Here is a 24,516-nt window from a genome sequence, read left to right on the forward strand (position 1 = left end):
ATGAGCGATTTGCCCAAGGTTTTGCCGGAGTCTGTGCGCGCGCTGGCTGAAGCGGATTTCAGCGTTGTCGCGCAGCGCTTTTCGGCGGCCGGGTTTGTGGTGACGCAGCCGGCCGACGGTATCCTGACCATCAAGGCCGGGGGCGAACGTCCAAGCGTGCTGATTTCGGTCGGCGTGCACGGCGACGAAACGGGACCGATCGAGGTGGTGGCGTATCTGCTGGACGCCCTGTCGCAGCAGGCATCCGCGCTGGCGGTCAACCTGATGCTTTGCGTTGGCAATATCGGCGCGATCAGGGCCGGCAAGCGTTTCATCGATGCGGACTTGAACCGCATGTTCCGCAAGGAGCGCGGTTCGCTGGAAGGCACGTCCGAGGCGGCGCGTGCCGATGTGATGATCGCCGCGACCACGGCCTTCTTCGATGGCGCGGGGCCGGTGCGTTGGCATCTGGATCTGCATACGGCGATACGGCCGTCGGTGTATCCAACCTTCGCCATCGTGCCGGAACTGATCGCCGACCAGCCGCGCCGCGAGTTGATCGAGTGGCTAGGTTTGGCCGGCATCGGTGCGGTCATCATGAACCCGGCTTCGGTCGGGACGTACAGCTATTATTCGGCCGAGCATCACGCGGCGGCCGGCACCACGGTGGAGCTGGGGCGTATCGGCACGCTGGGGCAGAACGATCTGTCGCAGTTTGCCGATGCCTCGCTGGCGCTGGACGACCTGCTGCGCGGCGCGGCCAAGCGCGAGGCCAGGCAGCAGCCGCACGTGTTCAACACGGCGCGCCAGATCATCAAATTGAGCGACCAGTTCCAGATGGCGTTCGGCAAAGAGACGCACAACTTCACGGCGCTCAAGCAGGGCGAGGAAATCGCCCGCGACGGCGATACCATCTATACCGTTCAGCATCCAGAGGAGCTGGTGGTGTTCCCCAATCCCGACGTCCGTATCGGCCTGCGCGCCGGCCTGATGGTGGTGCGGGTCGCCTGATCTTTACGTCGCTTTACACTCTGCGGGGTCATGGTTACACGGATTAGTTCGTTAATAGGAACAACAGTGTCCTAACAGCGGAGTAATCATCATGACGACAGCAATCAGCGGCGCTTCAAGCGCCAGCACCCAAGCCACCACCTTCGATCCTGCGAAGGGCGCGGCGCGCTTTGCGGCCAAGGTATTCACCGACCTGGATGCCGACAAGGACGGCAAGGTCAATAAAGACGAATTCGTATCGGGCCTGGAAAAGAAAGGCGTGTCGGCAGACGACGCCACCAAGCAGTTCGATGCGATCGATACGCAGAAGAACGGCTCGATCACCCAATCCGATCTGGAGACCGCGATCAAGAGCGGCACCTTTGCGCCGCCGCGCCCCAGCGGTGATGCGGGTGGCGCCGGCGGTGCGCAGGGCGCCCAAGGCGGCCAAGGCGCGGGAGGCGCGCGCGGCGCGGGTGGCGGTGGCGGTGCAGGTGGCGTCAGCAGCGCAAGCAGCTCGACCACGACCTACGAAGCGGCCGACACCAACAAGGACGGCACGGTCTCCGCACAGGAGCAACTGGTCTACAGCATCGCCCATCCCGACAAAACGACCGACGCCAGCAAGATCGGCAACAACGTCGACCAGCTAGCCTGAGCGCCTCGATTGCACCGATTGCGCTACACTCGCAGTTCTCTATCTCATCTCTGGAGTTCGCGATGTCGCTATCGATGCATCAGGTTTCGGTGCCCGTGTTTGTGCGTGGCTTGAAGGTGTTGTCGGATTTGCTGGCGAAGGCCGAGGCTTATGTCGAGCAGCACGGCTCGGTGCCGGATGCGATGATTTCCGCGCGGCTGGCGGACGATATGCTGCCGCTGTCAGCGCAGGTGCAGCGCGCCAGCGATACATCGAAATTGTCGGTGGAGCGTTTGAGCGGCGTGCCTGCGCCCAAGTTTGAAGACAATGAAACCTCGTTCGCGCAATTACAGCAACGGATCGCCGATACCATCACTTACTTGGACAGCGTCGCCGAAAGCGACTTCGCCGGCGCCGAGGCGCGCGCGATCAAACTTAATTTTGGTTCGTTCCAGCCGGAGTTCCAGGGGGACGATTACCTGCTGACGTTCGCGTTGCCGAACTTCTTCTTCCACATCGTCACCGCCCACGACATCCTGCGCAACCAGGGCGTCCCGGTCGGCAAGCGCGATTATCTCGGGCCGTTCGCGTAGCGCTTAGCCGCGCACCAGCCAGGCCGCCAGCGTGCTCGCCAGACCCAGCAAAACAACGGCGGCGCCCATGACGGCAGGATGGAAACGCCGGGATACGGTAGGGATCTTTTGAATTGGCATGATGGGCTCTCTCTTGGCTTGATGTAACACTTGAACCTAGAGTAGCTTGACAACAATTTCCAATCTATACATCCCGCTGTATCAAAAGTAAGCAACTGTAACGGAGCCCTTGCCCCGCCTGGGGTCTCAGTTGTTTTTCTAACACAAAATTACTGTAATACGACAGGCCGGAAGGCCCTATAATCGCTTAGTTTTTTTGCCCGTACATATCTCCCACAAGGATTGCCTGTGAACCAAACGCTGGTCCAGAAACTGACCCGTACCAAGCCGGTCGATAACACAGTAGAAACTGCTCATACCAATAGCAATGGCCTGCACCGCTCCATAGGCTTGTTTCCCCTGACAATGATTGGTGTCGGCGCCACGATCGGCACCGGTATCTTCTTCACGATGGTGGAGGCCGTGCCGAAAGCCGGGCCCTCCGTGATCCTGTCCTTCCTGTTCGCCGCCATCACCGCCGGCCTGACCGCGCTGTGCTACGCCGAGCTGTCGTTCCGCATTCCGGCGTCCGGCTCCTCGTATTCCTTTGCCTACGCCACGGTCGGCGAGTTCCTGGCCTTCATCATGGCGGCCTGCCTGTTGCTCGAATATGGATTGGCGGCCAGCGCGACGGCGATCGGCTGGTCCGATTACCTGAACAACTTCCTGAACAACGCCTTCGGCTGGCATATCCCCGAAGTGCTGCGCTCGCCGATGATCGTCTCCACGCCCAAGGGCATCGAGTTCCACGCCGGGCATATCAACTTGCCGCCCGTGCTGCTGGTTGGCCTGTGCTGCCTGCTGCTGATACGCGGCACCAAGGAATCGGCCACCACCAACGCCATCATGGTGATGATCAAGCTGGCGATCCTGGTGTTCTTCGTGGTGATCGCGTTTGCCGGCTTTGATATAAACAATTTCCATCCATTCTTCAGCCCGGACAACGGCGTCCACATCACCGGCATGACCGGCGTGACGGCCGCGGCGGCGACGGTGTTCTTCTCCTTTATCGGACTCGATACCGTGGCCACCGCCGGCGAGGAAGTGCGCGATCCCAAGCGCAACGTACCGATCGGCATCCTGTCTGCGCTGGGCATCGTGACCGTGTTTTACCTGCTGGTGGCGGTGGCCGCGATGGGCGCGCAGCCTGCCTACAAGTTCGCCGGGCAGGAAGCCGGCCTGGCTGTGATCCTGCAAAACGTGACGGGCAAAACCTGGCCGGCGCTGGTGCTGGCGGCAGGCGCCGTGATCTCGGTGTTCAGCGTGACGCTGGTGACGATCTACGGCCAGACCCGCATCCTGTACGCGATCTCGAAGGATGGCCTGATCTCGCCATCGTTCCGCAAGGTCAGCCCGCGCACCGCCTCGCCGGTGCACAACACGCTGATCGTCTGCACGGTGGTCGGCCTGGTGGCTGGTTTCGTCGATGCGACCTTCCTGTGGGATATGGTCAGCATGGGCACGCTGACGGCCTTCATCGTGGTGTCGCTGGCGGTGCCGGTGATGCGCAAGAAGGAAAACGGCAAGGGCACCAAGGGCTTCCGCGTGCCGTTCGGCCCCTATGTGGTGCCGGGCCTGAGCATCGCCGCCTGCCTGTACCTGATGTTCGGCCTGTCGATGACGACCTACACCATCTTCATCATCTGGATGAGCGCGGCGGTGCTGACGTACTTCCTGTACGGCATGCGCAATTCGCGACTGAATCACGCCAAGTAAAACGCTTGGACGTAAAAAAGCCCCGGCCGCTTGCGCGTTACCGGGGCTTTTTTACATTCGATTGCTTACGCTTCTTCTTTGCCTGGCTTGGCGCCCAGGTAGAGGCGCAGAACGAGACCGGACAGGGCGATGGCGGCAGGCAGGTTTTCGATGATGGTCAGCATGGTGATCTCCAGAAAGTTAAATTCGGTTCAATTAGCCGCGCGACGCCATGTAGCGCAATTCGGCAGACAGGTTAGGGGAATGACGTTCGCAGTCATTGGCCAGGCGGTTCAGCCAGGACGAGGAAGCTTCGATCTGGCGTTGCGAAACAACCTCGTCCGCCACAACAACGGCTGGACGTGGTTTGACGGCGAACAGTGCGGCAACCAGCTGGCGTGCTGCGTTGGCAACATTGCTTGCGTAGCTAGGGGTGGCGAAGTCGTTGTAGGTCAGGTTGTTCGATGCGCTCATGAGAAGCTCCTTAAATGTTCGTTTGTTGCAGTGCAGTATGCGCGTCTTTCAGTAATAAATAAAATTTTGATTTATGATACTCGCCATAAGAAAACCATATAACTCTCGATTTTCCCTATGACGGAAGCGTTCTGAGCAGTAACTTTTTTCGCTTTGGATTTTTTACGAGTCGACCGCCATCAGGTATGATTACTGTCCAACTGGCAATAATTTGACGGAGCTCCGATGTCCCTGCGCACGAAATTCATGCTCGCTTTGCTACTGACCGGGCTGGCGGCGGTAGCGATGGTGGGTGGCCTGGCCTACGTGGGCATGAGCAAGAAGGTCGACATCATCCGGCGCCAGCACGCCGCCGACAGTTTTTACGAGGGCATGAGCGGCTACCTGCAAAAGTACGGCAGTTGGCAGGCCGCCACCAAGGCCGAGCCCTTCGACGATTTCATGCATAGCTATCACGAGGCGCAGGGCACGCGGCCACCGCCGCCGCCTGAGCAGGAGGGCGAGGAGCGCCAGGGGCCGCCGGAGGGCGAGGGACCGCCGCGCCCCGGCGATCGTCGGCCGCCGCGCCGTGGCGGTGGCGAGCCGCCGTTTCACTTTATCGTGGCGGACCAGGATTACCATGTGTTGTTGGGGGCCGGTGTGTACCGACCCGGCGAATTGCTGCCTGAATCGGCCCGCAAGGATGCGCGCGCCGTCAAGGCGGGCGAGCGGGTGCTGGCCTATATCTCTCCGGAGGGCATCTTCACGCCCAGCAAACAGGAACAGCAATACATGGATGCGATGCGCGAAGCGCTGTTGGCCGGTGTGACCGGCGCGGCGGCCTTGGCGCTGGTGCTGGGCGTTTTGCTGAGCCGGGGCCTGAGCCGCAAGCTCAGTCACCTGACCGGCGCGGTGCGCGCCATGCACAGCGGCTCGCTGCTGCAACGGGTGCCGGTGGAGGGCAAGGACGAAGTGGCCACGCTGGCCAGCGCCTTCAACGACATGAGCGAGCAATTGGCGCGCTCGCACGAGGAGCTGAAGGAGTCGCACCAGACCATCCTGGCGCAGGCCGAGCAGATGCGCGAACTAAGCGTGCGCGACGCCCTGACCAAGCTGCACAACCGCCGCCATTTCGACGAGCAGGCGACCACGCTGTTCAGCCACGCGGTGCGCTACAAGCGGCCATTGAGCGTGGTGATCGGGGATATCGATTTCTTCAAGCGGATCAACGACCAGTTTTCGCACGCCACCGGCGACGCGGTGCTGCGCCAGGTGGGCGAGATCCTGCGCAGTCACATGCGATTGAGCGACCTGGTGGCGCGCTACGGCGGCGAGGAATTCGTGATCGCCTACCCGGAGACCGAGCTGCCGCAGGCGGCGGCCTTGTGCGACAAGCTGCGCGACATGATCGAGAGTTTCCCGTGGCACGAGGTGCACCCGGATCTGAAGGTCACCATGAGCATGGGCGTGTACGCCGACCTGGCCGCCGGCACCGCCGAGGCGATGCTGCAAAAGGCCGATGCGTTGCTGTACCGCGCCAAGCAGACGGGCCGCAACCGCGTCTGCTTCGCTTGACGAGTGAACTGTAACAGTTAAATCGGGAGTGCTGTCCGCGTATGCGCCGCGCATGGCGGCGTTGCCAAGCCTCGCGATAGCCCGCTATCGCTGCGCCTTGGCGCCTTGCCCTGCACGCCGCCTACGCGTCCCTCACTCCCGATTCAACTGTTACAGTCCACTAGCCACGCCGGCCCAGCCAGCGCCCGCCGAACATGGTGCAGATCAGCGAGGCGACGATCAGCGCGATGCCGGCCCACTGCCAGCCGGTGATGACGTCGCCCAGCGCGAGCATGCCGGCGCTGATGCCGACCACCGGCACACCGAGGCTGAACGGCGCCACGCGGTTGACCGGGTGGCGCTTCAACAAGCGCGTCCACATGGCGTAGCCGAGGATGGTCGCCATCCAGCCCAGGTAGGCGGTCGAGATCCAGGTGGCCAGCGGCGCGCCGGTCCAGCTCCAGCGCGTGGCCGGATCGTCGAAGGCCAGCGACAGGCCGATGAACGGCAGGATCGGCACCAGGCTGCACCAGACCATGAAACCCACCACATCGAATTGCGGCGTGGCCTGCTGCGCGCGGCGCACGACGATGTTCGACGCCGCCCACATCGCGGCGGCGGCCAGGCAGAGCACAAAGCCGCCGGCGGTGGTGGCGCCCGCATGGCCGGGCTGCACGTAGTTCATGCCGAAGCAGACCAGGCCCACGGCGGCCAGCAGCAGACCCGCCTGCAGCGCGCGGCTGGCGCGTTCGTGCAGCAGCGCGAAGCCGAAGAAGGCGGTGAAGAACACCTGCGTTTGCAGGATCACGGAAGCCAGCGAGGCCGACATGCCGACCTTGAGCGACAGGAACAGCAGGCCGAATTGGCCGACGCCCTGGCACAGGCCATAGGCCACGATCCATTTCACCGGCAGCTTGGGCGGACGCACGAACAGGATCAGCGGCAGCACGGCGAAGATGTAGCGGGCGGCGCCCATCTGGAACGGCGTCAGGTCGCGCAGGCCGACTTTCATCGCGACGAAGTTCGTGCCCCAGATCAGGACTACGAACAGGGCGGAGACCAGGTCACGGGTGCTGAAGGCGGATGGGGAGGTGGAAGTGCTCATCCGGCCATAGTAGCAGGCCTGCGCCGGCGGCGCAGGCGCAGTGCCACGTCAGGCGACGTCGCGGACGATGGCTTCGCTGTGGACGATGATCTTGACGGCGTCCGCTTGCAGCAGGCGGATGCGGCGCTGCACCAGCGGCCAGCCGGACCACGGCACGCTGGCGCCGTCCACGCTGGATGCCGGATCGGCGGCAGGCGCGGTGGCGGGCGCCGTCTGCGCAGCCGTTGCGGATTGCGGCGACAGCGCCTGCGCCAGCGTGCGCACGACCTGCTCGTGGCTCTCGCGCAGCATGGCGTTGACGGGCGCGGTCGGCAGCTCCTTCACGTGGCGGCGCAGGATGGCGCGCAGCGCCGCCACGTGCGCCACCAGCAGGTAGTTCTGCACGATGAACAGGTTGATGTCCTCCACCGCGCGCTGCTTGCGGGCCGGCTCGTCGAGCATGCGCACCAGCGCGGAGCTGAGCGCGGCCAGGCTGTCCATCAGGCGCTTGCGTTCGATGCGGTAGGCGAAATCGTCCTTGCCCTTGCCTTGCAGCAGATCGAAGCTGGCCTGCATGTAGCGCAGGTTCACGTCCAGCACTTCGCGGACCAGGCGCGGCAGGGTTTGATATTCCCAGCTGGCCAGCACGAAGCTGAACGCCGTCGCCACCGCCGCGCCGATGAAGGTGTCGATCAGGCGTTCGACGATCAGGTCGTGGTTGCCCGGCGCGAGCAAGTGCATCTGCAACAGGATCATGATGCTGACCGCGATCGCCGCATAGCGGTAGCGCACGTAGATGAAGGTCGGCGTGGCCACCGTCGACAGGATCAGGAAGCCCAGTATCGCAGCCGGATAGTTCAGGTACTTGATGATCAGCGCCGTGATCACGCAGCCGATGATGGTGCCGACGATGCGGTCGCTGCGGCGCTGCTTGGTCATGCTGAAGCTGGGCTTGAGGATGATGACGATGGTCAGCACGATCCAGTAGCTGTGCGCCGCATACGGCAGCCACGAGGCCACCGCCAGGCCGACCGAGATCGCCATCGCCACCCGCAGCGAGAAGCGGAAGATCGGCGAATCGAAGCGCAGGTGCGACAGGATCATGCGCAGCTCGTACTTTTGCTGCGACAGGAAGGGACCCATGTCGGCGTCGACCCAGAACGGCGTGGTGTCGTAGACCTTCTGGCTGGCCTGGTGCAGCTCGACTATCATCTTGATGATGGCGCGGATCTTGTTGCGCTGCGCGCGCAGCACGGCCAGCGCTTCCTGCGCCGGCTTGCCTTCGTCCACACGCTGCTGCAAGGCCGCCAGCTCCGCCTCGATCGCGGCCAGTTCCGGCTCGTAGCTGATTTCCGGGTAGGAGGCCTTCTTGCGGGTGACGTCGTAGGCCACCGATTCGATATCGCGCGCCGCCTTGTAGGCCAGGTCGTGCAGCGTTTTCAGCACCGGCGAATCGGCCAGGTGCGCGCGCAGCTGCGCGTAGTCGGTGTGGGTCGACAGGATCAGTTCATACAGGTCCAGCATGCAGACGTGGGTCTGCACGACGATGGCGTCCTTGCTGTTCTGGTGGCTGCGCAGTATCAGGTCGCGCGAGGCTTGCTGGCGGTCGGCCAGCAGGCTTTGATGGCGTACCAGCTTGTTGAATTGTTCGGTGAGGTTGTAGCGGGTGTCGTAGAAGTCGGCCTTGATGTCGATGTAGGCGGCCAGCTCGAACAGCGCCTCGGCCAGCACCTGCTGCTTGATGCGGTGGCGCAGTATCCACGAGATGCCCATCGCGTAGGCCAGGTAGGCGACCGCGCCCAGCGTGAACAGGCCGGTATGGATGAAGGACTCGCGCGCCGTCATGTCGTGTTCCATCGACATGGTCATGATGAACAGCGTGGCCAGTTGCAGCGGCATCGACTTCTTGCCGTAGACGACCATCATGCAGGCCAGGAAGCTGATCGCCACCAGCATCGTCATCAGCAGCCAGTGCACCGGCGCGCACAGGCTGATCAACAGCGTGACGGCGCTGCACAGCAGCACCGAGGCGCTCATCTCGTTGAACTTGTGGCGCAGGGGGCTGGGCATGTCCATCAGCGCGGTGCACAGCGCGCCGATGCAGACCGTCATGGCGGTGGCCATGCCGGCGAATTGCAGCGTAATCAGGGTGACGCCGACCAGGCCCGCGGCAAAGCGCAGGCCCAGGTAAAAGTAATGGCTGTAGAAAAACGTGCGCAGGTTGAGTGCGTAATGCATGGCTATGGCCTTGTGGGCAGCTTGCATGCGCGCCGCGGGATCGCCGCCGCGCGCATGGGGTAACGCTAGTTGTTACTTGCGGGGACTTAGAGGACGGACAGCACCGGGTAACGGCGCCATTCCGGCTCTGCGTGGCGTTTGCCGTGTTCGAAGATGAAGCCCAGGACCTTGTCCTGGCTGGTCAGCAGCGCCGGATTGGCGGCCTTCCACTGTTCGAATTTCGCTTTCAGTTCAGGTTCGGTTTCCAGCATTTCCATCGCCAGGTCTTCGAACACGTAGTCGGAGAACGCTTCTTTTTTCTCCAGCACGCTGTTGAAGAAACCCCAGCGGAAGAAGGAGTCGTGGCCTTGCGGTTCCAGCGTTTCGACGGCGTAGCGGGCGTTGGCCTGCTTGAGCGGGATGAAGTAGTCGCCCGGCTGCACGGTAAAGCTGCCGGTGCGCGCTTCCAGTTCCACCACGTCGTGGTACATATGGCCTTCGTAGGCGTGCGGGCGCGAGGTGACGGCGGCGATGTGGTAATACTGCGCCTCGATGGTGGAGGCTTCGTCGAAGCGCGCCATTTCCACGCCGTTCCATTGCAGGCGCTCGATGACTTCGCGCCACGCTTGCGGGATCACATAGCCTTTCGGTGCACGCACGGTGACCGACGGCACGAAGCTGTTGTAGTAGGCGATGTCCTTTTCCCACGGCTGGCTGCGATCGTAGGACAGGCGCGTGTAGTCGCCCAGCAGGCTGGGGCTGCGCTTGGCCGCGTAGCCCTTGAAGCGGAAGGTCGATGGATGGGCTTCATCCATTTTCCAGCTGACGGTCCATTCCTTGGCGCTGGCGGCCTGCTCGCGCGCTTCGGCGCGCAGCTTGCGGATTTGCTCGCCGTGGGTGACGGTGAAGGCCATCGTCACGTCCAGCAGCGCGCGCATCGAATCGTAGCGGTCCTTGAAGGGCTTGAGCATGTGCGTCTCCGGCATGAAGCCGATCACGTGGTGCAGCGCCGCGAAGCCGGTCGAGAAGCGCGGCACTTCGAGGAATTCGGCGATGCCGTCGTCCGGCGTGTCCTGCACCGGATTGACGTACGGGCAGGTCGGCCAGCCTTTCGCTTCCATCTGCGCGTAGATGTGCGGCAGCATGGTCTCGCGCAGGAAGGGGCCGAGGCCGTAGCCCAGCTTGTCCGCCTGGGTGTGGATCAAGGTCATCGTGTACGGATAGTCGGCGCCGTTGGAGGTGTGGGTGTCGACCATCACGTCCGGGTCCCAGCTGGCGATCAGCTGGTTGAACAGCTGCGCGTTGAGCGTGTCGCACTTGATGAAGTCGCGGTTCAGGTCCAGGTGGCGGCTGTTGCCGCGGAAGCCGAACTGCTCCGGGCCGTCCTGGTTGACGCGCGAGGTGTTGGCGCGGTTGAGCGCGCCGTCGACGTTGTACAGCGGGACGAACAGCAGCACGGTCTTGCCCAGCGCGGCGAGGCGGGCCGGGTCGAAGCACAGGTCGCGCACGATGGCCATGCAGGCGTCCACGCCTTCGGGTTCGCCGGGGTGGATGCCGTTGTTGTTGAAGAAGACGGTGCGGCCTTCGGCCTTGATCTGGTTGCGGTCGAACACGCCGTCCGCGCTGACTACGCCCGCATGCACCGGGATGCCGCCGTCGGACGTGCCGATCTGTTCAAAACGCAGTACTTGCGGGAAGCGTTGCGCCAGCTCCTGGTAGAAGGCGATGCATTCGCTCCACAAGGTGGTCTGGTTTTGATTGCCTTTTTCGTAAGGCGTGGGCATTTCTGGGTGCATGGCAGTCTGGATCTCAGAGGGAGTTGAGGGGGAGGGCGCGTCGCGCTGGATAAGCACTGCGACACGCTGCCGAGGGCGGAATTGTATCATTCGTGCCCGATTTTTGAGCGGCGCCGGGCTAGCCGGGCGCAGGTTTTGCGTTGCTTCAAGAAAACTTTGCAGCGGTGGTGCTCTACTGGAGAACACGGACAAGGCCAGGAGAGAGCGATGGGCAACAGGTACGGTTTGCGCGCGGTGATCGTGATGGCCTTGCTGGCGCTGGGCTGCAGGGTGGGGCTGGCGCAGATCGGGCCGCGTTATGTGATCGAACTGGAAACTGCTGCGGCGCCGTTGCCGCCCACTGCGGCGGGGCGGGTGCGGCTGGCCGGCAAGGGGCTGGCGCTGATCCATTTCCAGGGGCTGAGCATACTGACGGCGGGCGCCGACGCGGATGCCTACAGCGCGGAAGCGGTGCGGCAGTGGCCGGCGGCCGACCTACTGCTGGTGACGCCCGCCGGCAGCGGCCGCTATGGCGGGGTGGCGCCGTTGGCGTCGCTGGGCAAGTTGCCGGTGATCGTGGCGGCGCCGGAGTCCGCCGCGCCGGTGTCCGCGGCGACGCAGTTGCCGACTATGCAGGCCGACGCGCCGCAGTTTTATCCGATGCAGACCTGGGATACGCTGCATCTGCGCAAGGGCAAGACGCGGCTGCGCGTCACGGCGCTGCCCGGCCAGCCCGGCACGGCGAACGTGGCGGGATTCATGCTGGAGGTGGGCAATAGCTGGGTCTCTTACCGGCTGTACGTCAGTTGCGAACACCTGGCGGCGGACGAGGCGGGCGCGCTGGCGCAACGCCTGCCGGGCGCCGACCTGGCGCTGCTGCCGGACCACAACGCGCCGCTGCTGCTGGCGCTGCAACGCGCGGCACGGCCGGCCGCTGGCGCAGCCAAGCCGGCCGTGCTGACCGAGGCCGGGCAGGCGTTCAAGGCGCTCAAGCGTTGATCATGCGTTGATCACTGCTTGACGTTGGTGTCGACCCAGGCGGCGAAGGCGGTCATGAACTTTTGCAGGAATTCCCTGGTGCTGTCGTTGTTCAACTTGCCGTTGTCGTTCAGCAGCTTGGCGGCGCCGCCGATATAGGCTTCCGGCTGCTGCAACAGCGGCATGTCGAGGAACACCATCGATTGGCGCAGGTGGTGGTTGGAGCCGAAGCCGCCTGTCGCGCCCGGCGACACGCTGACGATTGCGGCCGGCTTGCCGCTCCAGATGCTGCTGCCGTAGGGACGCGAGCCGACGTCGATGGCGTTCTTCAGCGGCGCCGGCACCGAGCGGTTGTATTCCGGCGTGACGAATAGCACGGCTTGCGCCGCCTGCATGCGCTGGCGGAAATGGGTCCAGGTTTGCGGCGCGGTGGCGCCGTTTTCCTCCAGGTCCTGGTTGTACAGCGGCAGTTCGCCGATCTCGACGATCTCCAGTTGCAACGAGGGCGGCGCCAGCGCGATCAATTCGTGGGCGAACTTGCGGTTGAGCGAATCCTTGCGCAGACTGCCGATCACTACGGCGACTTTTTTCGCGGCCATAACATCTCCTGAAGACGGTTGAGGGAAACCTTAATGTAACCGATCCATGAAAAAAACCACGCCGCGTTGCCGGGGCGTGGTTTCCTTGGTGAGGAGCGGAAGGCTTATTCGGCCTTCATTTCCTTCAGCAGGTTGTCGGCGTGGTCGACGTGTTTCATGTTCCACAGGATGTAGCGCAGGTCGACCTGGATGTCGCGGGTGTTGGCCTTGTTGAAGTCCCAGTCCGAGATGATGGAGTCGAGCGTGCCATCGAAGGCCAGGCCGATCCACTCGCCCTTGGCGTTCAGCGCGGCCGAGCCGGAGTTGCCGCCGGTGATGTCCAGCGTGGCCAGGTAGGCGACCGGCACCGACTTCAGTTTCGGATCGAGGTACTTGCCGAAGTCCTTGGCCTTGATCGCGGCCAGCTGGGCTTTCGGCGCGTTGAACTCGCCTTCGCCGGTGGCTTTGGCGGCCACGCCTTCGACGGTGGTGAAGGCCTTCCAGGTGGTGCCGTCGGCGCCGTGGTCGCGACCGGCGATCTGGCCGAAGGTCACGCGCAGGGTGCTGTTGGCGTCGGGGTAGACCGCCTGGCCCTTGCTGTGCATGAAGGCGATCTTGGCCTTCATGTAGTTGGCATAGGCTTGTTGCAGCTTGCCGCCCAGTTCTTCGTCTTGCGCTTCTTCCTTCATGTCCGACTCGTACATGGCCACGGCTGCCTTGATGAAGGCGTCGTTGCTGGCCTTGAACTCCGCCGGCGTCTTGCCGATCCAGCTGGTGCGCTCGGCGGCGTCGCCCAGCTTGCTGCCGGCGTACATCGTGTCCAGCACGGCTTGCAGGTCGGCCTTGCTCATGCCGTCCTTGATGCCGATGACGGCGTCGAAGTCGGCGTTGCGCTGGGCCGCCGGCAGGGCCGCGTATTTCGACAGGCTGTTGATCACCAATGCCTTGTCGACTTTTTCATCGTAGTTGCGCACCAGGGCTGCCACCGACGATTGAATGCGCGGCACGTCACGCACCTGGAAGCCGGACTTGCGTTCGGCGTCGGGCTTGGTGTTCTCGTTGGCCAGGCGGTACAAGGTGCGCGCGGTGTTCAGCAGGCGCGGCTTGGACGAGGACAGGAAGTAGTCGCGCTTGGTTTCGGCGTCGCGCTGGGCGATCAGCTTTTCCACCAGTTCGATGTCGCCGGCGTATTCGGCCTTGCGGGCCGGGTTGGCGTTGATCCAGGTCTTCAGCGCTTCGTGCTCGGCGGTTTTACGCTGGAGCATGTCGCTGCCGGCGTAGGAGTCCAGCATGCCCTGGCGGTTCTTGTAGTAGTTGTTGATGCTGGCCACTTGCGACGCGTATTTCAGCGCGGTGTCCTTGTTGTCCTTGGTGGTGTCGGCGATGATCGCCAGGTTTTCCGCCGAGGTCTTGACGAAGCTTGGGTAGCTCCAGTCGAAGGTGTAAGCCACTTCCGACGGCAGGCGGTGGCGGTTGGTGCGGCCCGGGTAGCCCAGCACCATGATGAAGTCGCCTTCCTTGACGCCTTCCTTGGCCAGCTTCAGGTAGTGCTGCGGAACGTAGGGGACGTTGTCCTTGCTGAAGTCGGCGGCCTTGCCGTCCTTGCTGACGTAGGCGCGGTAGAAGCCGTAGTCGCCGGTGTGGCGCGGCCACATCCAGTTGTCGGTATCGCCGCCGAACTTGCCGACGCCGGCCGGTGGCGCGTGCACCAGGCGCACGTCGCGGATTTCCAGTTGCTTGATCAGGTAGTACTCGAGGCCGCCGTAGTAGGACGAGACGGTGCAGCGGTGGCCTTCGTCTTTTTCGCACTCGGCCTGGATGGATTTCTGGTTCTTCTCGATCGCGTCGCTGCGCTTCTTGCCGCTCAGTTTGGCGACATCGGCGGTGATCACTTGCTTGCTGACGTCGGTGACGGCTTTGGTCACGAAGATGCGGCTGCCTGGGGCGGCCGGCAGCTCTTCGCCGAAGTTATGGGCCAGGAAGCCATTGGCCAGCAGGTCGCGTTCCGGCGTGGAGTTGTGCGCCACGCTGCCGTAGACGCAGTGGTGGTTGGTGGCGACCAGGCCTTGCGGCGAGACGAACGAGGCCGAGCAACCGCCCAGGCTGACGATGGCGCCCATCGGGAACTCGGTCAGTTTGGTCAGGTTGGCGGGGTCCAGTTTCAGGCCGGCGGCTTTCAGTTGCTTGGCTACTTGTGGCAGCTGTTGCGGCATCCACATGCCTTCATCGGCGTGGGCTGCGGTGCTCAGGATGGCGAGCGCGATCAGAGATTTATGCATGTTTGTCGTTGTTGAAGTGGTGGTAAAGGGAACAACGGCGGCAGTATAACGAAAAACCGGGGTCAGGTCTGACATTCGGACACGAGCTCTGCCGTAGCGGCTGCTACAGAAGAGTTCGTGTCCGAATGTCAGATCTGACCCCGGCGGGTTTGCAACTTAACTTGCTTAGTCGGCTTTGATGGCTTCGATCTGGATCGCCAGTTTGACTTCCGGCGCGAAGGCCGGAGTGCCGTAGTTCAGGCCGAAATCGGTGCGCTTGAACTCGGCCACGGCGTTGGCGCCGCAGACTTCACGCTTGTAGCGCGGGTGCATGATGCAGTTGAACTTGTCCACCTTCAGCGCCACCGGCTTGGTCACGCCCAGCAGGGTCAGCTCGCCTTCGACGCCGACCAGCTTGTCCCCTTCGAACTTGAACGATTTGCTCTTGTAGGTGATGGTCGGGAATTTTTCGACGTTGAACATGTCGGCCGTCTTGGCGTGGCTGTTCATCTTGTCCATGCCGAAGTCGATCGAGTCGGCCGCGATGGCGACGTCCAGCGCGCCGGTCTTGGCGGCGCGGTCCAGGGTCACGGTGCCGCTGGTCTTGTCGAACTTGCCGCGCCAGACCGACAGGCCCATGTGGTCGGCCTCGAAGCTCGGGTAGGTGTGCGTCGGGTCGATGTTGTAGGTGGCGGCGATGGCGGACGTGGCCGAGGCGGCCAGCAGGGTGGCGATCAGGATTTGCAATTTCATCTAACGGTCTCCGGGGTGAAAATTATTGGGCGACGACGTGGAACTTGATGGTCACTTCATCGGCGACCATGCCGGTGTCTTTCCATTCGCCTTCGCCGATGTTGTAGGCCAGGCGTTTGATCGGCAGCGCGCCTTCAAACACTTGCTTGCCGCCGTCGGCCTTGACCGTCAACGGGAAGGTGATGTCGGCGGTCTTGCCCTTGATGGTCAGCTTGCCGGTGACGGTGAGCTTGCCGGCGCCGGCGCTCTTGATCGACGACGACACGAAGGTCGCTTTCGGGAACTGGGCCGAGTTGAACCATTCCTTCTTCGCCACTTCCTTGTTCATGTCGGCGTCGCCCACGTCCAGGCTGGCGGTTTCCACTTCGACCGTGGCCTTGGAGGCGTCCGGCTTGGCCGCGTCGTAGTCGATGGCGACGGTGTATTTCTTGAACTTGGATTCGACCGGCACGTTCATCTGCTTGAACACGGCCGACACGGTGGACTTGGCCGGATCGGTTTTCAGGGCGGCGGCGCTGGCGGCCAGGGCGACACCCATCAGCGAGACGAGTGCGAGTTTTTTCATGGTTTTCATTGTTTGGCTCCAGTGGATGGGGGATTACGGCAGCATGCGTTTCAGCGTGGCGTCGCGGTCGATAAAGTGATGCTTGAGTGCGGCGAGGGCGTGGGCCACTACGGCGGCGGCCATCGTCATCGTCAGAACATAATGAACGGTTTTTAAGATCGGCTTAAGTTCGGCGTTCGGCTCGATGATGGCCGGCAGCTGGAACAGGCCCAGGTACACCACCGGCACGCCGGCCGCATAGGTGTACAGGTAGCCGGAAATCGGCACCGCGAAGATGAAAAAGTACAGCAGGTAATGCATGCCGTCGGCCACCTTGTGCTGCCAGGCCGGAATGCTGGCCAGTGGCGGCGGCGGTTTATTGGCCTTGCGCCACAGCAGGCGGATGGCGGCCACGCCCAGCACCGTCACGCCCAGCCATTTGTGCCAGGAATAGTATTTGAGCTTGGTGGGCGTGATGCCGTGGATGTCCACCATGGTCAGGCCGAGGAAGAAGGCGGCGATGATCAGCAGGGCGGTCAGCCAGTGCAGCAGCATGGCCGTTTTGGTGTAGCGTTGCATAAGCGTGAGCTCCAGAAAAATAGTACGTGTTAGGACTAATATACCAAAGAAACGAAATGCTTGCTGAGCCGGCGTAAAACCCCGCATGCTGTCAGCGATGCGCTTGCCGTACCGCTTAGGGGTCGGACCCCGTACGGGGTCCGGGGAGGGCTGCGCCCGCATCTCGCAGTGCGAGATGCCCCCGCCTGGCTGTGCGGGGTAAAAAAAAGCCCCCGGGACAAACGTCGGCGGGGGCTAGTGTAAAACAGTTTAGCGGGTTTGCTTAGATGGCTTTAGCCAGATCCGTCGCGATACCGATGTAGTTGGCCGGGGTCATGGCCAGCAGCAGGTCCTTGGCTTCCTGCGGGATCGCCAGGCCGGTGATGAAGTCGCGCAGCGCGTCTTTCGAGATGCCTTTGCCGCGGGTCAGCTCTTTCAGCTGCTCGTACGGGTTCTCGATGCCGTAGCGGCGCATCACGGTCTGCACCGGCTCGGCCAGCACTTCCCAGTTGGCGTCCAGGTCGGCTGCCAGGCGGGCGTGGTTCACTTCCAGCTTGTTCAGGCCGCGCAGGCAGCTGTCGTAGGCCAGCAGTGTGTAGCCCAGGCCGACGCCGATGTTGCGCAGCACGGTCGAATCGGTCAGGTCGCGCTGCATGCGCGAGACCGGCAGTTTTTCGGACAGGTGCTTCAGCACGGCGTTGGCCAGGCCCAGGTTGCCTTCCGAGTTTTCGAAGTCGATCGGGTTGACCTTGTGCGGCATGGTCGACGAACCGATTTCGCCGGCCTTGGTCTTCTGCTTGAAGTAGCCCAGCGAGACGTAGCTCCAGATGTCGCGGTTCAGATCCAGCAGGATGGTGTTGACGCGGGCGAAGGCGTCGAACAGTTCGGCCATGTAGTCGTGCGGTTCGATCTGGATGGTGTACGGGTTGAACACCAGGCCCAGGCGCTGCTCGATCACGTCCTTGGAGAAGTTGGCCCAGTCAAACGACGGGTAGGCCGACAGATGGGCGTTGTAGTTGCCGACCGCGCCGTTCATCTTGCCCAGGATTTCGACCTGCTCGATGCGCTTGATGGCGCGCTGCAGACGGGCCACGACGTTGGCCATTTCCTTGCCCAGGGTGGTCGGGCTGGCGGTCTGGCCGTGGGTGCGCGACAGCATCGGCACGTCGGCGTTGTCGATGGCGATTTCCTTCAGGCGGGCGATGACCTTGGTCAGCGACGGCAGCATGACGCTGTCGCGGGCCGCTTTCAGCATCATGCCGTGCGAGGTGTTGTTGATGTCTTCCGAGGTGCAGGCGAAGTGGATGAACTCCGACGCGGCCACCAGTTCCGGCACATCCTTGACCTGCTCCTTGAGCCAGTACTCCACGGCCTTGACGTCGTGGTTGGTGACGGCTTCGATTTCCTTGATGCGGGCGGCGTCTTTTTCGCTGAAGTCGCTGGCGATCTTGTCCAGCAGGGCGGTGCCCGCGGCCGAGAACGGTTTGATTTCAGCGAAACCGGCCAGCGACAACGCTTGCAGCCAGGAGATTTCTACTTTGACGCGGTGGTGCATGAAGCCCGATTCGGACAGGATAGGACGCAGCAGGTCGGTTTTACCGGCGTAGCGGCCGTCCAGCGGCGACAGCGCCGACAGCGTGGAGTAAGGAGTAGTGGTCATGATGGGAAGGAGGCAGGGTTAAAATTGCGCAAAGGTAGATTTTACCATTGGCCGGGCCTCGACCCTCCGATGTTATACTGGCACCTGCTCTTTCACTCTAAGCCTCTATGAAACTCATCGGTTCCCTCGCCAGTCCTTATGTACGCAAAGTTCGTGTTGTCCTGGCGGAAAAGAAGCTTGATTACCAGTTTGAACTGGAAAATGTGTGGGCCCCGGATACCACCATCGACAAGCTGAACCCGCTGGGCAAAGTGCCGAGCCTGGTCATGGAAGACGGCAACGTCATGATCGATTCGCGCGTGATGGTCGAATACCTCGATACGCTGACGCCGGTCTGCAAGCTGCTGCCGCCTAACGGCCGCGACCGCGCCGACGTCAAGTGCTGGGAAGCGCTGGCCGACGGCATGCTGGACGCCGCCATCATCGTGCGCCTGGAGCGCACCCAGCGTCCGCCGGAGCTGCAAAGCGAGGACTGGATGGCGCGCCAGATGCGCAAGGTGCAGCTGGGCCTGGCCTCGCTGTCGGAAAAGCTGGGCGAGTCGGCCTATTGCGCCGGCATCCATTACTCGCTGGCCGACGTGGCGGTGGGCTGCACGCTGGGCTGGCTGTCGTTCCGCTTCCCGGAAATCAGCTGGCGCGACGATTACCCCAACCTGGCGCGCCTGTACGACAAGCTGTCCGAGCGCCAGTCGTTCAAAGACACCGTGCCGCAATAAGCCATGCCCAAGACCACGCCGCCCGACGCGGACAGCTCCGCCCAGCAGCGGCGCCTGCAAATGGCCGACATCGCGCGGCTGGCCGGCGTGTCGACGTCGACGGTGTCGCGCGCGCTGGCCGGCAGCAAGCTGGTCAGCGAGGAGACGCGGGTGCGCATCATGGAGCTGGCCCGCTCGCTCAAGTACACCATCAACATCGGCGCGCAGAACCTGCGCATGAAGCAGAACCGCACCGTCGGCGTGGTGATCCCCTACGACTCGGCCACGCGCCAGCATTTGTCCGATCCCTTCTTCCTGTCGATGCTGGGCAGCCTGGCCGACGCGCTGACCGAGTTGGGTTTCGACATGCTGGTCTCTCGGGTGGACGCCGAGGAGCTGGACGCTGCCGCCGCGCCGTTCGACACGGGCCGCGTGATCGGCATCATCCTGATCGGCCAGTGGCGCCATCATGAGCAACTGAACCAGCTGGCCGCGCGCCATGTGCCGATCGTGGTGTGGGGCGCGCAGTTGCCGCAACAGCTGTACTGCACCGTCGGCGGCGACAACCTGAGCGGCGGTGAGCTGGCCGGCAAGCATCTGATCGCGCAGGGCCGCAAGCACATCGCCTTCTTCGGCGATATCAACCTGCCCGAAGTGGGCCAGCGTTATGCCGGCCTGTGCCGCGCGCTGGAGCAGGCCGGCATGGCGGTCGATCCGGCCTTGCAGGTGTCGGTGTCCTTCCTGCCGGAGGGCGGCCGGGAGGCGGTGCAGGAACTGCTGCGCCGCGGCGTGCCGTTCGACGCCGTGTTCGCCGGCAGCGACCTGATGGCCATGACCTCGATTAACACGCTGCGCCAGCATGGCTACGATGTGCCGGGGCAGGTCGCCGTGGTCGGCTACGACGATATCGAGCTGGCCGGCTATTTCCATCCGCCGCTGACCACCGTACAACAACCGATCCGCGAGGCCGGCCGGGCGCTGGTGTCCCAGCTGCTGGAGCTGATCGACGGCCGCCCCGCGCGTTCGTTGCAAATTCCTACCCAATTGATCGTTCGCAACAGTTCTGTCTGATTTATGCAACCGTTTGCATAGTCTTCCCAGTGTGGCAGTTAAATATATTTTTGCGGCGTTATGCAATCGATTGCATAAAATCGAAATCCGATGAATAATGACGTACCTGCTCAATTAAACAGCAGATCAAAACGACAATATCTGGAGACGACAATGGAACAACGCACATTCAAACTGGGCGGCATCGCTGCCGCTGTTGCAACGGCTGTCCTGCACATGGGCGGCGCTTCGGCGCAGGAAGCCGCACCGGCCGCGCCGGCCGATGGCCTGAACATGGAGCGCGTGGTCGTCACCGGCACCTCCGGCGGTTCCACCAAAATGAAATCGAGCGTGTCGATCAGTACCCTGGAAGGCGAGACCATCAAGAACGGCGCGCCGCTGAGCGCCGCCGAAGTGCTGCGCTCGGTGCCCGGCGTGCGTTCGGAATCGTCGGGCGGCGAGGGCAACGCCAACATCACGGTGCGCGGCGTGCCGATCTCGGCCGGCGGCGCGCGCTACGTGCAGATCCAGGAAGACGGCCTGCCGGTGCTGCAATCGGGCGATTTCAACTTCATCACGCCGGACAGCTACGTCAAGATCGACGGCACGCTGGACCACCTGGAAGTGGTGCGCGGCGGTTCGGCCTCGACGCTGGCGACCAATGCGCCGGGCGGCATCATCAACTTCATCACCAAGACCGGCGAGGAAAAGGGCGGCCATATCGGCATCAGCCACGGCCTGGGCTACGACGAGACGCGCCTGGACTTCGACTACGGCGCGCCGCTGTCGGACAAGACGCGCTTCTTCATCGGCGGCAACTACCGCACCGGCGAAGGCGTGCGCAAAACTGGCATGAGCACAGAGGACGGCGGCCAGATTCGCGGCAACATCACGCATGACCTGGACAATGGCTTCATCCGTTTGTCGTTCAAGCACGTCGACGACAAGTCGCCGACCGTGCTGCCGGTGCCGGTGCAGGTGGTGAACCAGCAGATCCAGGAAATCCCCGGCATCGATCCGCGCAAGGTGACGTTCTACTCGCCGTACTGGGTGCGCGATGTCACGCTGGGCAAGAACAACACGCCGGTGTCGACCAACGTCAACGACGGCCTGCACGTGAAGAGCGACACCGTCGGCCTGGAAGGTTCGTTCGACCTGGGCGACGGCTGGAACCTGAGCGACAAGTTCCGCACTTCCAGCAACAGCGGACGTTTCACCGGCGTCTTCGCCGGCAATAACGGCAAGGTCGGCAGCTATGTGTTCGCGACGGGGCCGAACAAGGGCAAGGCCTACAACGGCCGAGCCTTCTCCGCCGTGGTGTTCAACACCTCGATCGACGACGCCGGCAATACGCTCAACGACACCAAGCTGGCCAAGACCTTCAAGCTGGCCGACGGTTCCAAGCTGACCACCACCGCCGGCCTGTACCTGTCGACGCAGAAGCTGGCGCTGACCTGGAACTTCAACGAGTACCTGATGCAGGCCAGCGGCGACAAACCGGCGCTGCTGCAAACGGCCAGCGCCACGCCTGGCCTGGTCGGTCCGGCCTTCGGCGGCTGCTGCTCGCGCGCGGTCGACATGGAATACAAACTGACGTCGCCATACCTGAACGTGGGCTATGAAACCGGTCCGCTGAACATCGACGCCAGCGTGCGCCAGGACCGCCAGCGCGCCAGCGGCACGGCCAACATCGCCACCATGAGCGGCGGCGCGTTGCGCTACGATCCGGCCACGCAGCAGCTGGTCGACTACAAGATCAACCACAACTCGTATTCGGTCGGCGGCAACTACCGCATCACCGGCAACCTGGCGGCGTTCGCCCGCGTCAGCGACGGCGTGGCCTTCAATGCAGACCGCATCCTGTTCGGCACGCCGCTGGATGGCAGCGCGCCGATCAACATCAATACCGTCAAGCAGATCGAGGGCGGCGTGAAATGGCGCAGCGGCGGCGTCAGCACCTTTGTGACGCTGTTCCAGGCCAAGACCGACGAGAGCAACTACGAGGCGACCACGCAGCGCAGCACCTCCAACAAGTATGACGCCAAGGGTGTGGAGCTGGAAGGCGCCTATGCGTTGAACGACTTCCGCATCACCGGCGGCATGACCTACACCGACGCCAAGATCACCGGCACCGCGCCCGGCGACGTGGCGGTCATCGGCAACACGCCGCGCCGCCAGGCCAAGGTGGTGTACCAGATCGCGCCGACCTACACCTTCGGCCAGGCCACGATAGGCGCCAGCTTGATCGGCACCGGCAAGTCGTGGGGCGACGATGCGCACACCATCGTGCTGCCGGCGTACCAAGTGGTGAACGCCTTCGTCAACTATCACGTGACGGAGAAGGCTACCTTGTCGCTGAGCGTGAACAACCTGCTCAACAAGATCGGCTACACCGAAGTCGAAGGCGACGGCCATGCCGCCCGCTCCATCTCCGGCCGCGCCGCGAAAGTTAGTCTGTCCTATGCCTTCTAAAGTAATGTCGGGCCGCCTGCTGGCGACTCTTTCCGATGAGTTGCGGCCGCAGGCTGCGCAGCGGCTGGCGGCAGCGGAGCCGGTGCTGCGCCGGCTGCTGGCCGGCCTGTATGGCGAACGTGCCGATTTCGATGCGTGGCTAGGTGAACTGATGGAATCGCTGGGCGTGCTGTACCAGGCGCGGCCGGCGGAGTTGCGGACGCTGGATGCGCAGCGGGCGGCGCAGCCGGAGTGGTTCCTCAGCCAGCGCATGCTGGGTTACTGCGCCTATGTGCAGAACTTCGGCGGCGATTTGAACGGCGTGGCGGCGCGCATCCCGTATCTGCGGGAGTTGGGCGTCAGCTATCTGCACCTGCTGCCGTTCCTGCGTCCGCGCGCAGGCGAGAACGACGGCGGTTTCGCCGTCTCCAGTTTCGATGAAGTCGATCCTGCGCTGGGCAGCAATGCCGACCTGGATGCGTTGACGACGCAGCTGCGCGCCGCCGGCATCAGCCTGTGCTCGGACTTCATCCTGAACCACGTGGCCGACGATCACGCCTGGGCGCAAGCCGCCAAGGCCGGTGACGCCGGTGCGCGGGCGATGTTCCATGTGTTCCCCGACCGAGACATGCCGGACCGCTACGAGCGCACGTTGGGTCAGGTGTTCCCGCAGGTCGCGCCGGGCAATTTCAGTTTCGTCGAGGCGCTCGATGGCTGGGCGTGGACCACGTTCTACCCGTATCAGTGGGACCTGAACTACGCCAACCCGGCGGTGTTCGCCGAGATGGCCGCCGCGCTGCTGCGCCTGGCCAATCGCGGCATCGAAGTGTTCCGCCTCGATTCGACCGCCTTCCTGTGGAAGCGCGAGGGCACCAACAGCATGAACCAGCCGGAAGCGCACCAGATCCTGCAAGCCTTGCGGGCGATCGTCGACATCGTCGCGCCGGGCGTGCTGCTGAAGGCCGAAGCCATCGTGCCGACGCGCGAACTGCCGGCCTACCTGGGCAGCGCGGAAGCGCCCGAGTGCCACATCGCCTATCACAGCAGCCTGATGGCGGCCGGCTGGGTGGCGCTGGCGGAGCAGGGCACCGGCGTGCTGCGCGAAGTGATACGCAACACGCCCGCGCTGCCTGCCGCCGCGACGTGGCTCAGCTACGTGCGCTGCCACGACGACATCGGCTGGAACGTGCTGCGCGCCGAGGCCTCGGCCGACGGCGGTGATGTCGGCGACGGCGGCGCGGCGCGGCTGGCGCGTGTGGCGCGCTTCTTCAGCGGCGCGGAGGGCAGCTACGCCATCGGCGCCGCCTTCCAGAGCACCGATCCGAACGCGGCGCACGGCAGCAACGGCATGGCCGCGTCGCTGACCGGCTTGCAGGCGGCCGGCACCGACGAGGAGCGCGCGCTGGCGCTGCGCCGCATGCTGCTGTTGCACGGCCTGGCTTTGAGCTTCGGCGCGCTGCCGGTGCTGTACATGGGCGACGAGCTGGCGATGGAGAACGACTACAGCTATCAAGATCGCCCGCAGCACGCGATGGACAGTCGCTGGTTGCAGCGGCCGGTGTTCGACCAGCAGCGCTGGAAGCATCGCTACGACGTATCCACCGTGCCGGGGACGATGCATCAAGCGCTGGCAAAGCTGGTGCGCATACGCAGCCGGCACGATGCGTTGGCGGCCAACGCGCCCCGCGCGCTGCTGGCCGATGCGCCGGACGGCATGCTGGCGCTGGCGCGCGGCGAACGCTTCCTGACGCTGATGAATTTCTCCGGCCAGCTGCAAAGCTATGCGTTGCAAGGCGCATGGCGCGATTGCGTGGCGGAGCAGGTGATGGGCGGAACGCTGCTGCTGGAGCCGTATGCGATGTACTGGCTGGAACGCGAATAATATAGAATCGCCCAAGCAGGGCGTGGAGACAAG

The 24,516-nt window shown here is 63.5% G+C and carries 20 protein-coding genes; 10 read left to right on the forward strand and 10 right to left on the reverse strand.

Annotated elements, in window-relative coordinates:
• The 4 genes from RUGAMON1_RS16395 to RUGAMON1_RS16410 all read left to right on the forward strand — a co-directional run bounded on the left by RUGAMON1_RS16395 (position 1) and on the right by RUGAMON1_RS16410 (position 4,014).
• A complete protein-coding gene (locus RUGAMON1_RS16395; RefSeq protein ID WP_445231502.1) occupies positions 1-990 on the forward strand; it encodes a succinylglutamate desuccinylase in 990 nt (329 codons plus the stop codon).
• A 91-nt stretch (positions 991-1,081) separates the two neighbouring features.
• Positions 1,082-1,627, forward strand: a complete 546-nt coding sequence (locus tag RUGAMON1_RS16400) for an EF-hand domain-containing protein (RefSeq protein ID WP_445231503.1) — start codon at positions 1,082-1,084, stop codon at positions 1,625-1,627.
• A 62-nt stretch (positions 1,628-1,689) separates the two neighbouring features.
• Positions 1,690-2,199 (forward strand): DUF1993 domain-containing protein, encoded by a 510-nt coding sequence (locus RUGAMON1_RS16405; RefSeq protein WP_445231504.1) that lies wholly within the window; start codon positions 1,690-1,692, stop codon positions 2,197-2,199.
• Between the two features lie 348 nt (positions 2,200-2,547).
• Complete coding sequence (locus tag RUGAMON1_RS16410) at positions 2,548-4,014, forward strand: APC family permease (protein WP_445231505.1); 1,467 nt, start codon at positions 2,548-2,550, stop codon at positions 4,012-4,014.
• A gap of 195 nt (positions 4,015-4,209) precedes the next feature.
• On the opposite strand, the gene RUGAMON1_RS16415 is transcribed toward RUGAMON1_RS16410, so the two are convergent.
• Complete coding sequence (locus tag RUGAMON1_RS16415) at positions 4,210-4,467, reverse strand: hypothetical protein (RefSeq protein ID WP_445231506.1); 258 nt, start codon at positions 4,465-4,467, stop codon at positions 4,210-4,212.
• A gap of 246 nt (positions 4,468-4,713) precedes the next feature.
• Between RUGAMON1_RS16415 and RUGAMON1_RS16420 the strand changes: the two genes are divergently transcribed.
• Positions 4,714-6,021 (forward strand): sensor domain-containing diguanylate cyclase, encoded by a 1,308-nt coding sequence (locus RUGAMON1_RS16420; protein ID WP_445231507.1) that lies wholly within the window; start codon positions 4,714-4,716, stop codon positions 6,019-6,021.
• Between the two features lie 160 nt (positions 6,022-6,181).
• Here the strand turns inward: RUGAMON1_RS16420 and RUGAMON1_RS16425 are convergent, their stop codons facing one another.
• The 3 genes from RUGAMON1_RS16425 to RUGAMON1_RS16435 all read right to left on the reverse strand — a co-directional run bounded on the left by RUGAMON1_RS16425 (position 6,182) and on the right by RUGAMON1_RS16435 (position 11,097).
• Positions 6,182-7,105: an EamA family transporter gene (locus tag RUGAMON1_RS16425; RefSeq protein WP_445231508.1), complete on the reverse strand. Its 924-nt coding sequence runs from the start codon at positions 7,103-7,105 to the stop codon at positions 6,182-6,184.
• A 48-nt stretch (positions 7,106-7,153) separates the two neighbouring features.
• The gene (locus RUGAMON1_RS16430; protein ID WP_445231509.1) at positions 7,154-9,322 is read right to left on the reverse strand and encodes an FUSC family protein; all 2,169 of its coding nucleotides are present in this window, start codon (positions 9,320-9,322) and stop codon (positions 7,154-7,156) included.
• Between the two features lie 86 nt (positions 9,323-9,408).
• Positions 9,409-11,097 (reverse strand): M14 family zinc carboxypeptidase, encoded by a 1,689-nt coding sequence (locus RUGAMON1_RS16435; RefSeq protein ID WP_445231510.1) that lies wholly within the window; start codon positions 11,095-11,097, stop codon positions 9,409-9,411.
• Between the two features lie 207 nt (positions 11,098-11,304).
• Between RUGAMON1_RS16435 and RUGAMON1_RS16440 the strand changes: the two genes are divergently transcribed.
• Positions 11,305-12,075, forward strand: a complete 771-nt coding sequence (locus RUGAMON1_RS16440) for a hypothetical protein (protein WP_445231511.1) — start codon at positions 11,305-11,307, stop codon at positions 12,073-12,075.
• An 11-nt stretch (positions 12,076-12,086) separates the two neighbouring features.
• On the opposite strand, the gene RUGAMON1_RS16445 is transcribed toward RUGAMON1_RS16440, so the two are convergent.
• The 6 genes from RUGAMON1_RS16445 to purB form a co-directional block, all read right to left on the reverse strand.
• The gene (locus tag RUGAMON1_RS16445; RefSeq protein WP_445231512.1) at positions 12,087-12,653 is read right to left on the reverse strand and encodes an NADPH-dependent FMN reductase; all 567 of its coding nucleotides are present in this window, start codon (positions 12,651-12,653) and stop codon (positions 12,087-12,089) included.
• 104 nt (positions 12,654-12,757) lie between these two features.
• Positions 12,758-14,911, reverse strand: coding sequence for a S46 family peptidase (locus tag RUGAMON1_RS16450; protein WP_445231513.1), 2,154 nt, complete (start codon positions 14,909-14,911; stop codon positions 12,758-12,760).
• A 165-nt stretch (positions 14,912-15,076) separates the two neighbouring features.
• On the reverse strand, positions 15,077-15,643 hold the full coding sequence (locus RUGAMON1_RS16455) for a YceI family protein (RefSeq protein ID WP_445231514.1): 567 nt from the start codon (positions 15,641-15,643) through the stop codon (positions 15,077-15,079).
• A gap of 22 nt (positions 15,644-15,665) precedes the next feature.
• Positions 15,666-16,217, reverse strand: a complete 552-nt coding sequence (locus tag RUGAMON1_RS16460) for a YceI family protein (RefSeq protein WP_445231515.1) — start codon at positions 16,215-16,217, stop codon at positions 15,666-15,668.
• A 24-nt stretch (positions 16,218-16,241) separates the two neighbouring features.
• Entirely contained in the window at positions 16,242-16,766 is a 525-nt protein-coding gene (locus tag RUGAMON1_RS16465) for a cytochrome b (RefSeq protein WP_445231516.1), read from the reverse strand.
• A 262-nt stretch (positions 16,767-17,028) separates the two neighbouring features.
• Positions 17,029-18,405: an adenylosuccinate lyase gene (gene purB / locus RUGAMON1_RS16470; protein WP_070272303.1), complete on the reverse strand. Its 1,377-nt coding sequence runs from the start codon at positions 18,403-18,405 to the stop codon at positions 17,029-17,031.
• A 107-nt stretch (positions 18,406-18,512) separates the two neighbouring features.
• Between purB and RUGAMON1_RS16475 the strand changes: the two genes are divergently transcribed.
• The 4 genes from RUGAMON1_RS16475 (at position 18,513) to RUGAMON1_RS16490 (ending at position 24,483) form a co-directional block, all read left to right on the forward strand.
• A complete protein-coding gene (locus RUGAMON1_RS16475) occupies positions 18,513-19,121 on the forward strand; it encodes a glutathione S-transferase N-terminal domain-containing protein (RefSeq protein WP_445231517.1) in 609 nt (202 codons plus the stop codon).
• 3 nt (positions 19,122-19,124) lie between these two features.
• The gene (locus RUGAMON1_RS16480) at positions 19,125-20,171 is read left to right on the forward strand and encodes a LacI family DNA-binding transcriptional regulator (protein ID WP_445231518.1); all 1,047 of its coding nucleotides are present in this window, start codon (positions 19,125-19,127) and stop codon (positions 20,169-20,171) included.
• Between the two features lie 153 nt (positions 20,172-20,324).
• The gene (locus tag RUGAMON1_RS16485) at positions 20,325-22,622 is read left to right on the forward strand and encodes a TonB-dependent receptor (protein WP_445231519.1); all 2,298 of its coding nucleotides are present in this window, start codon (positions 20,325-20,327) and stop codon (positions 22,620-22,622) included.
• Positions 22,612-24,483, forward strand: a complete 1,872-nt coding sequence (locus RUGAMON1_RS16490) for an alpha-amylase family protein (protein WP_445231520.1) — start codon at positions 22,612-22,614, stop codon at positions 24,481-24,483. Before RUGAMON1_RS16485 ends, RUGAMON1_RS16490 begins: the two co-directional genes overlap by 11 nt.
• Positions 24,484-24,516 lie beyond the last annotated feature (33 nt).

Source organism: Duganella rhizosphaerae, assembly GCF_040364205.1.
GTDB classification, from domain to species: domain Bacteria; phylum Pseudomonadota; class Gammaproteobacteria; order Burkholderiales; family Burkholderiaceae_D; genus Rugamonas; species Rugamonas rhizosphaerae.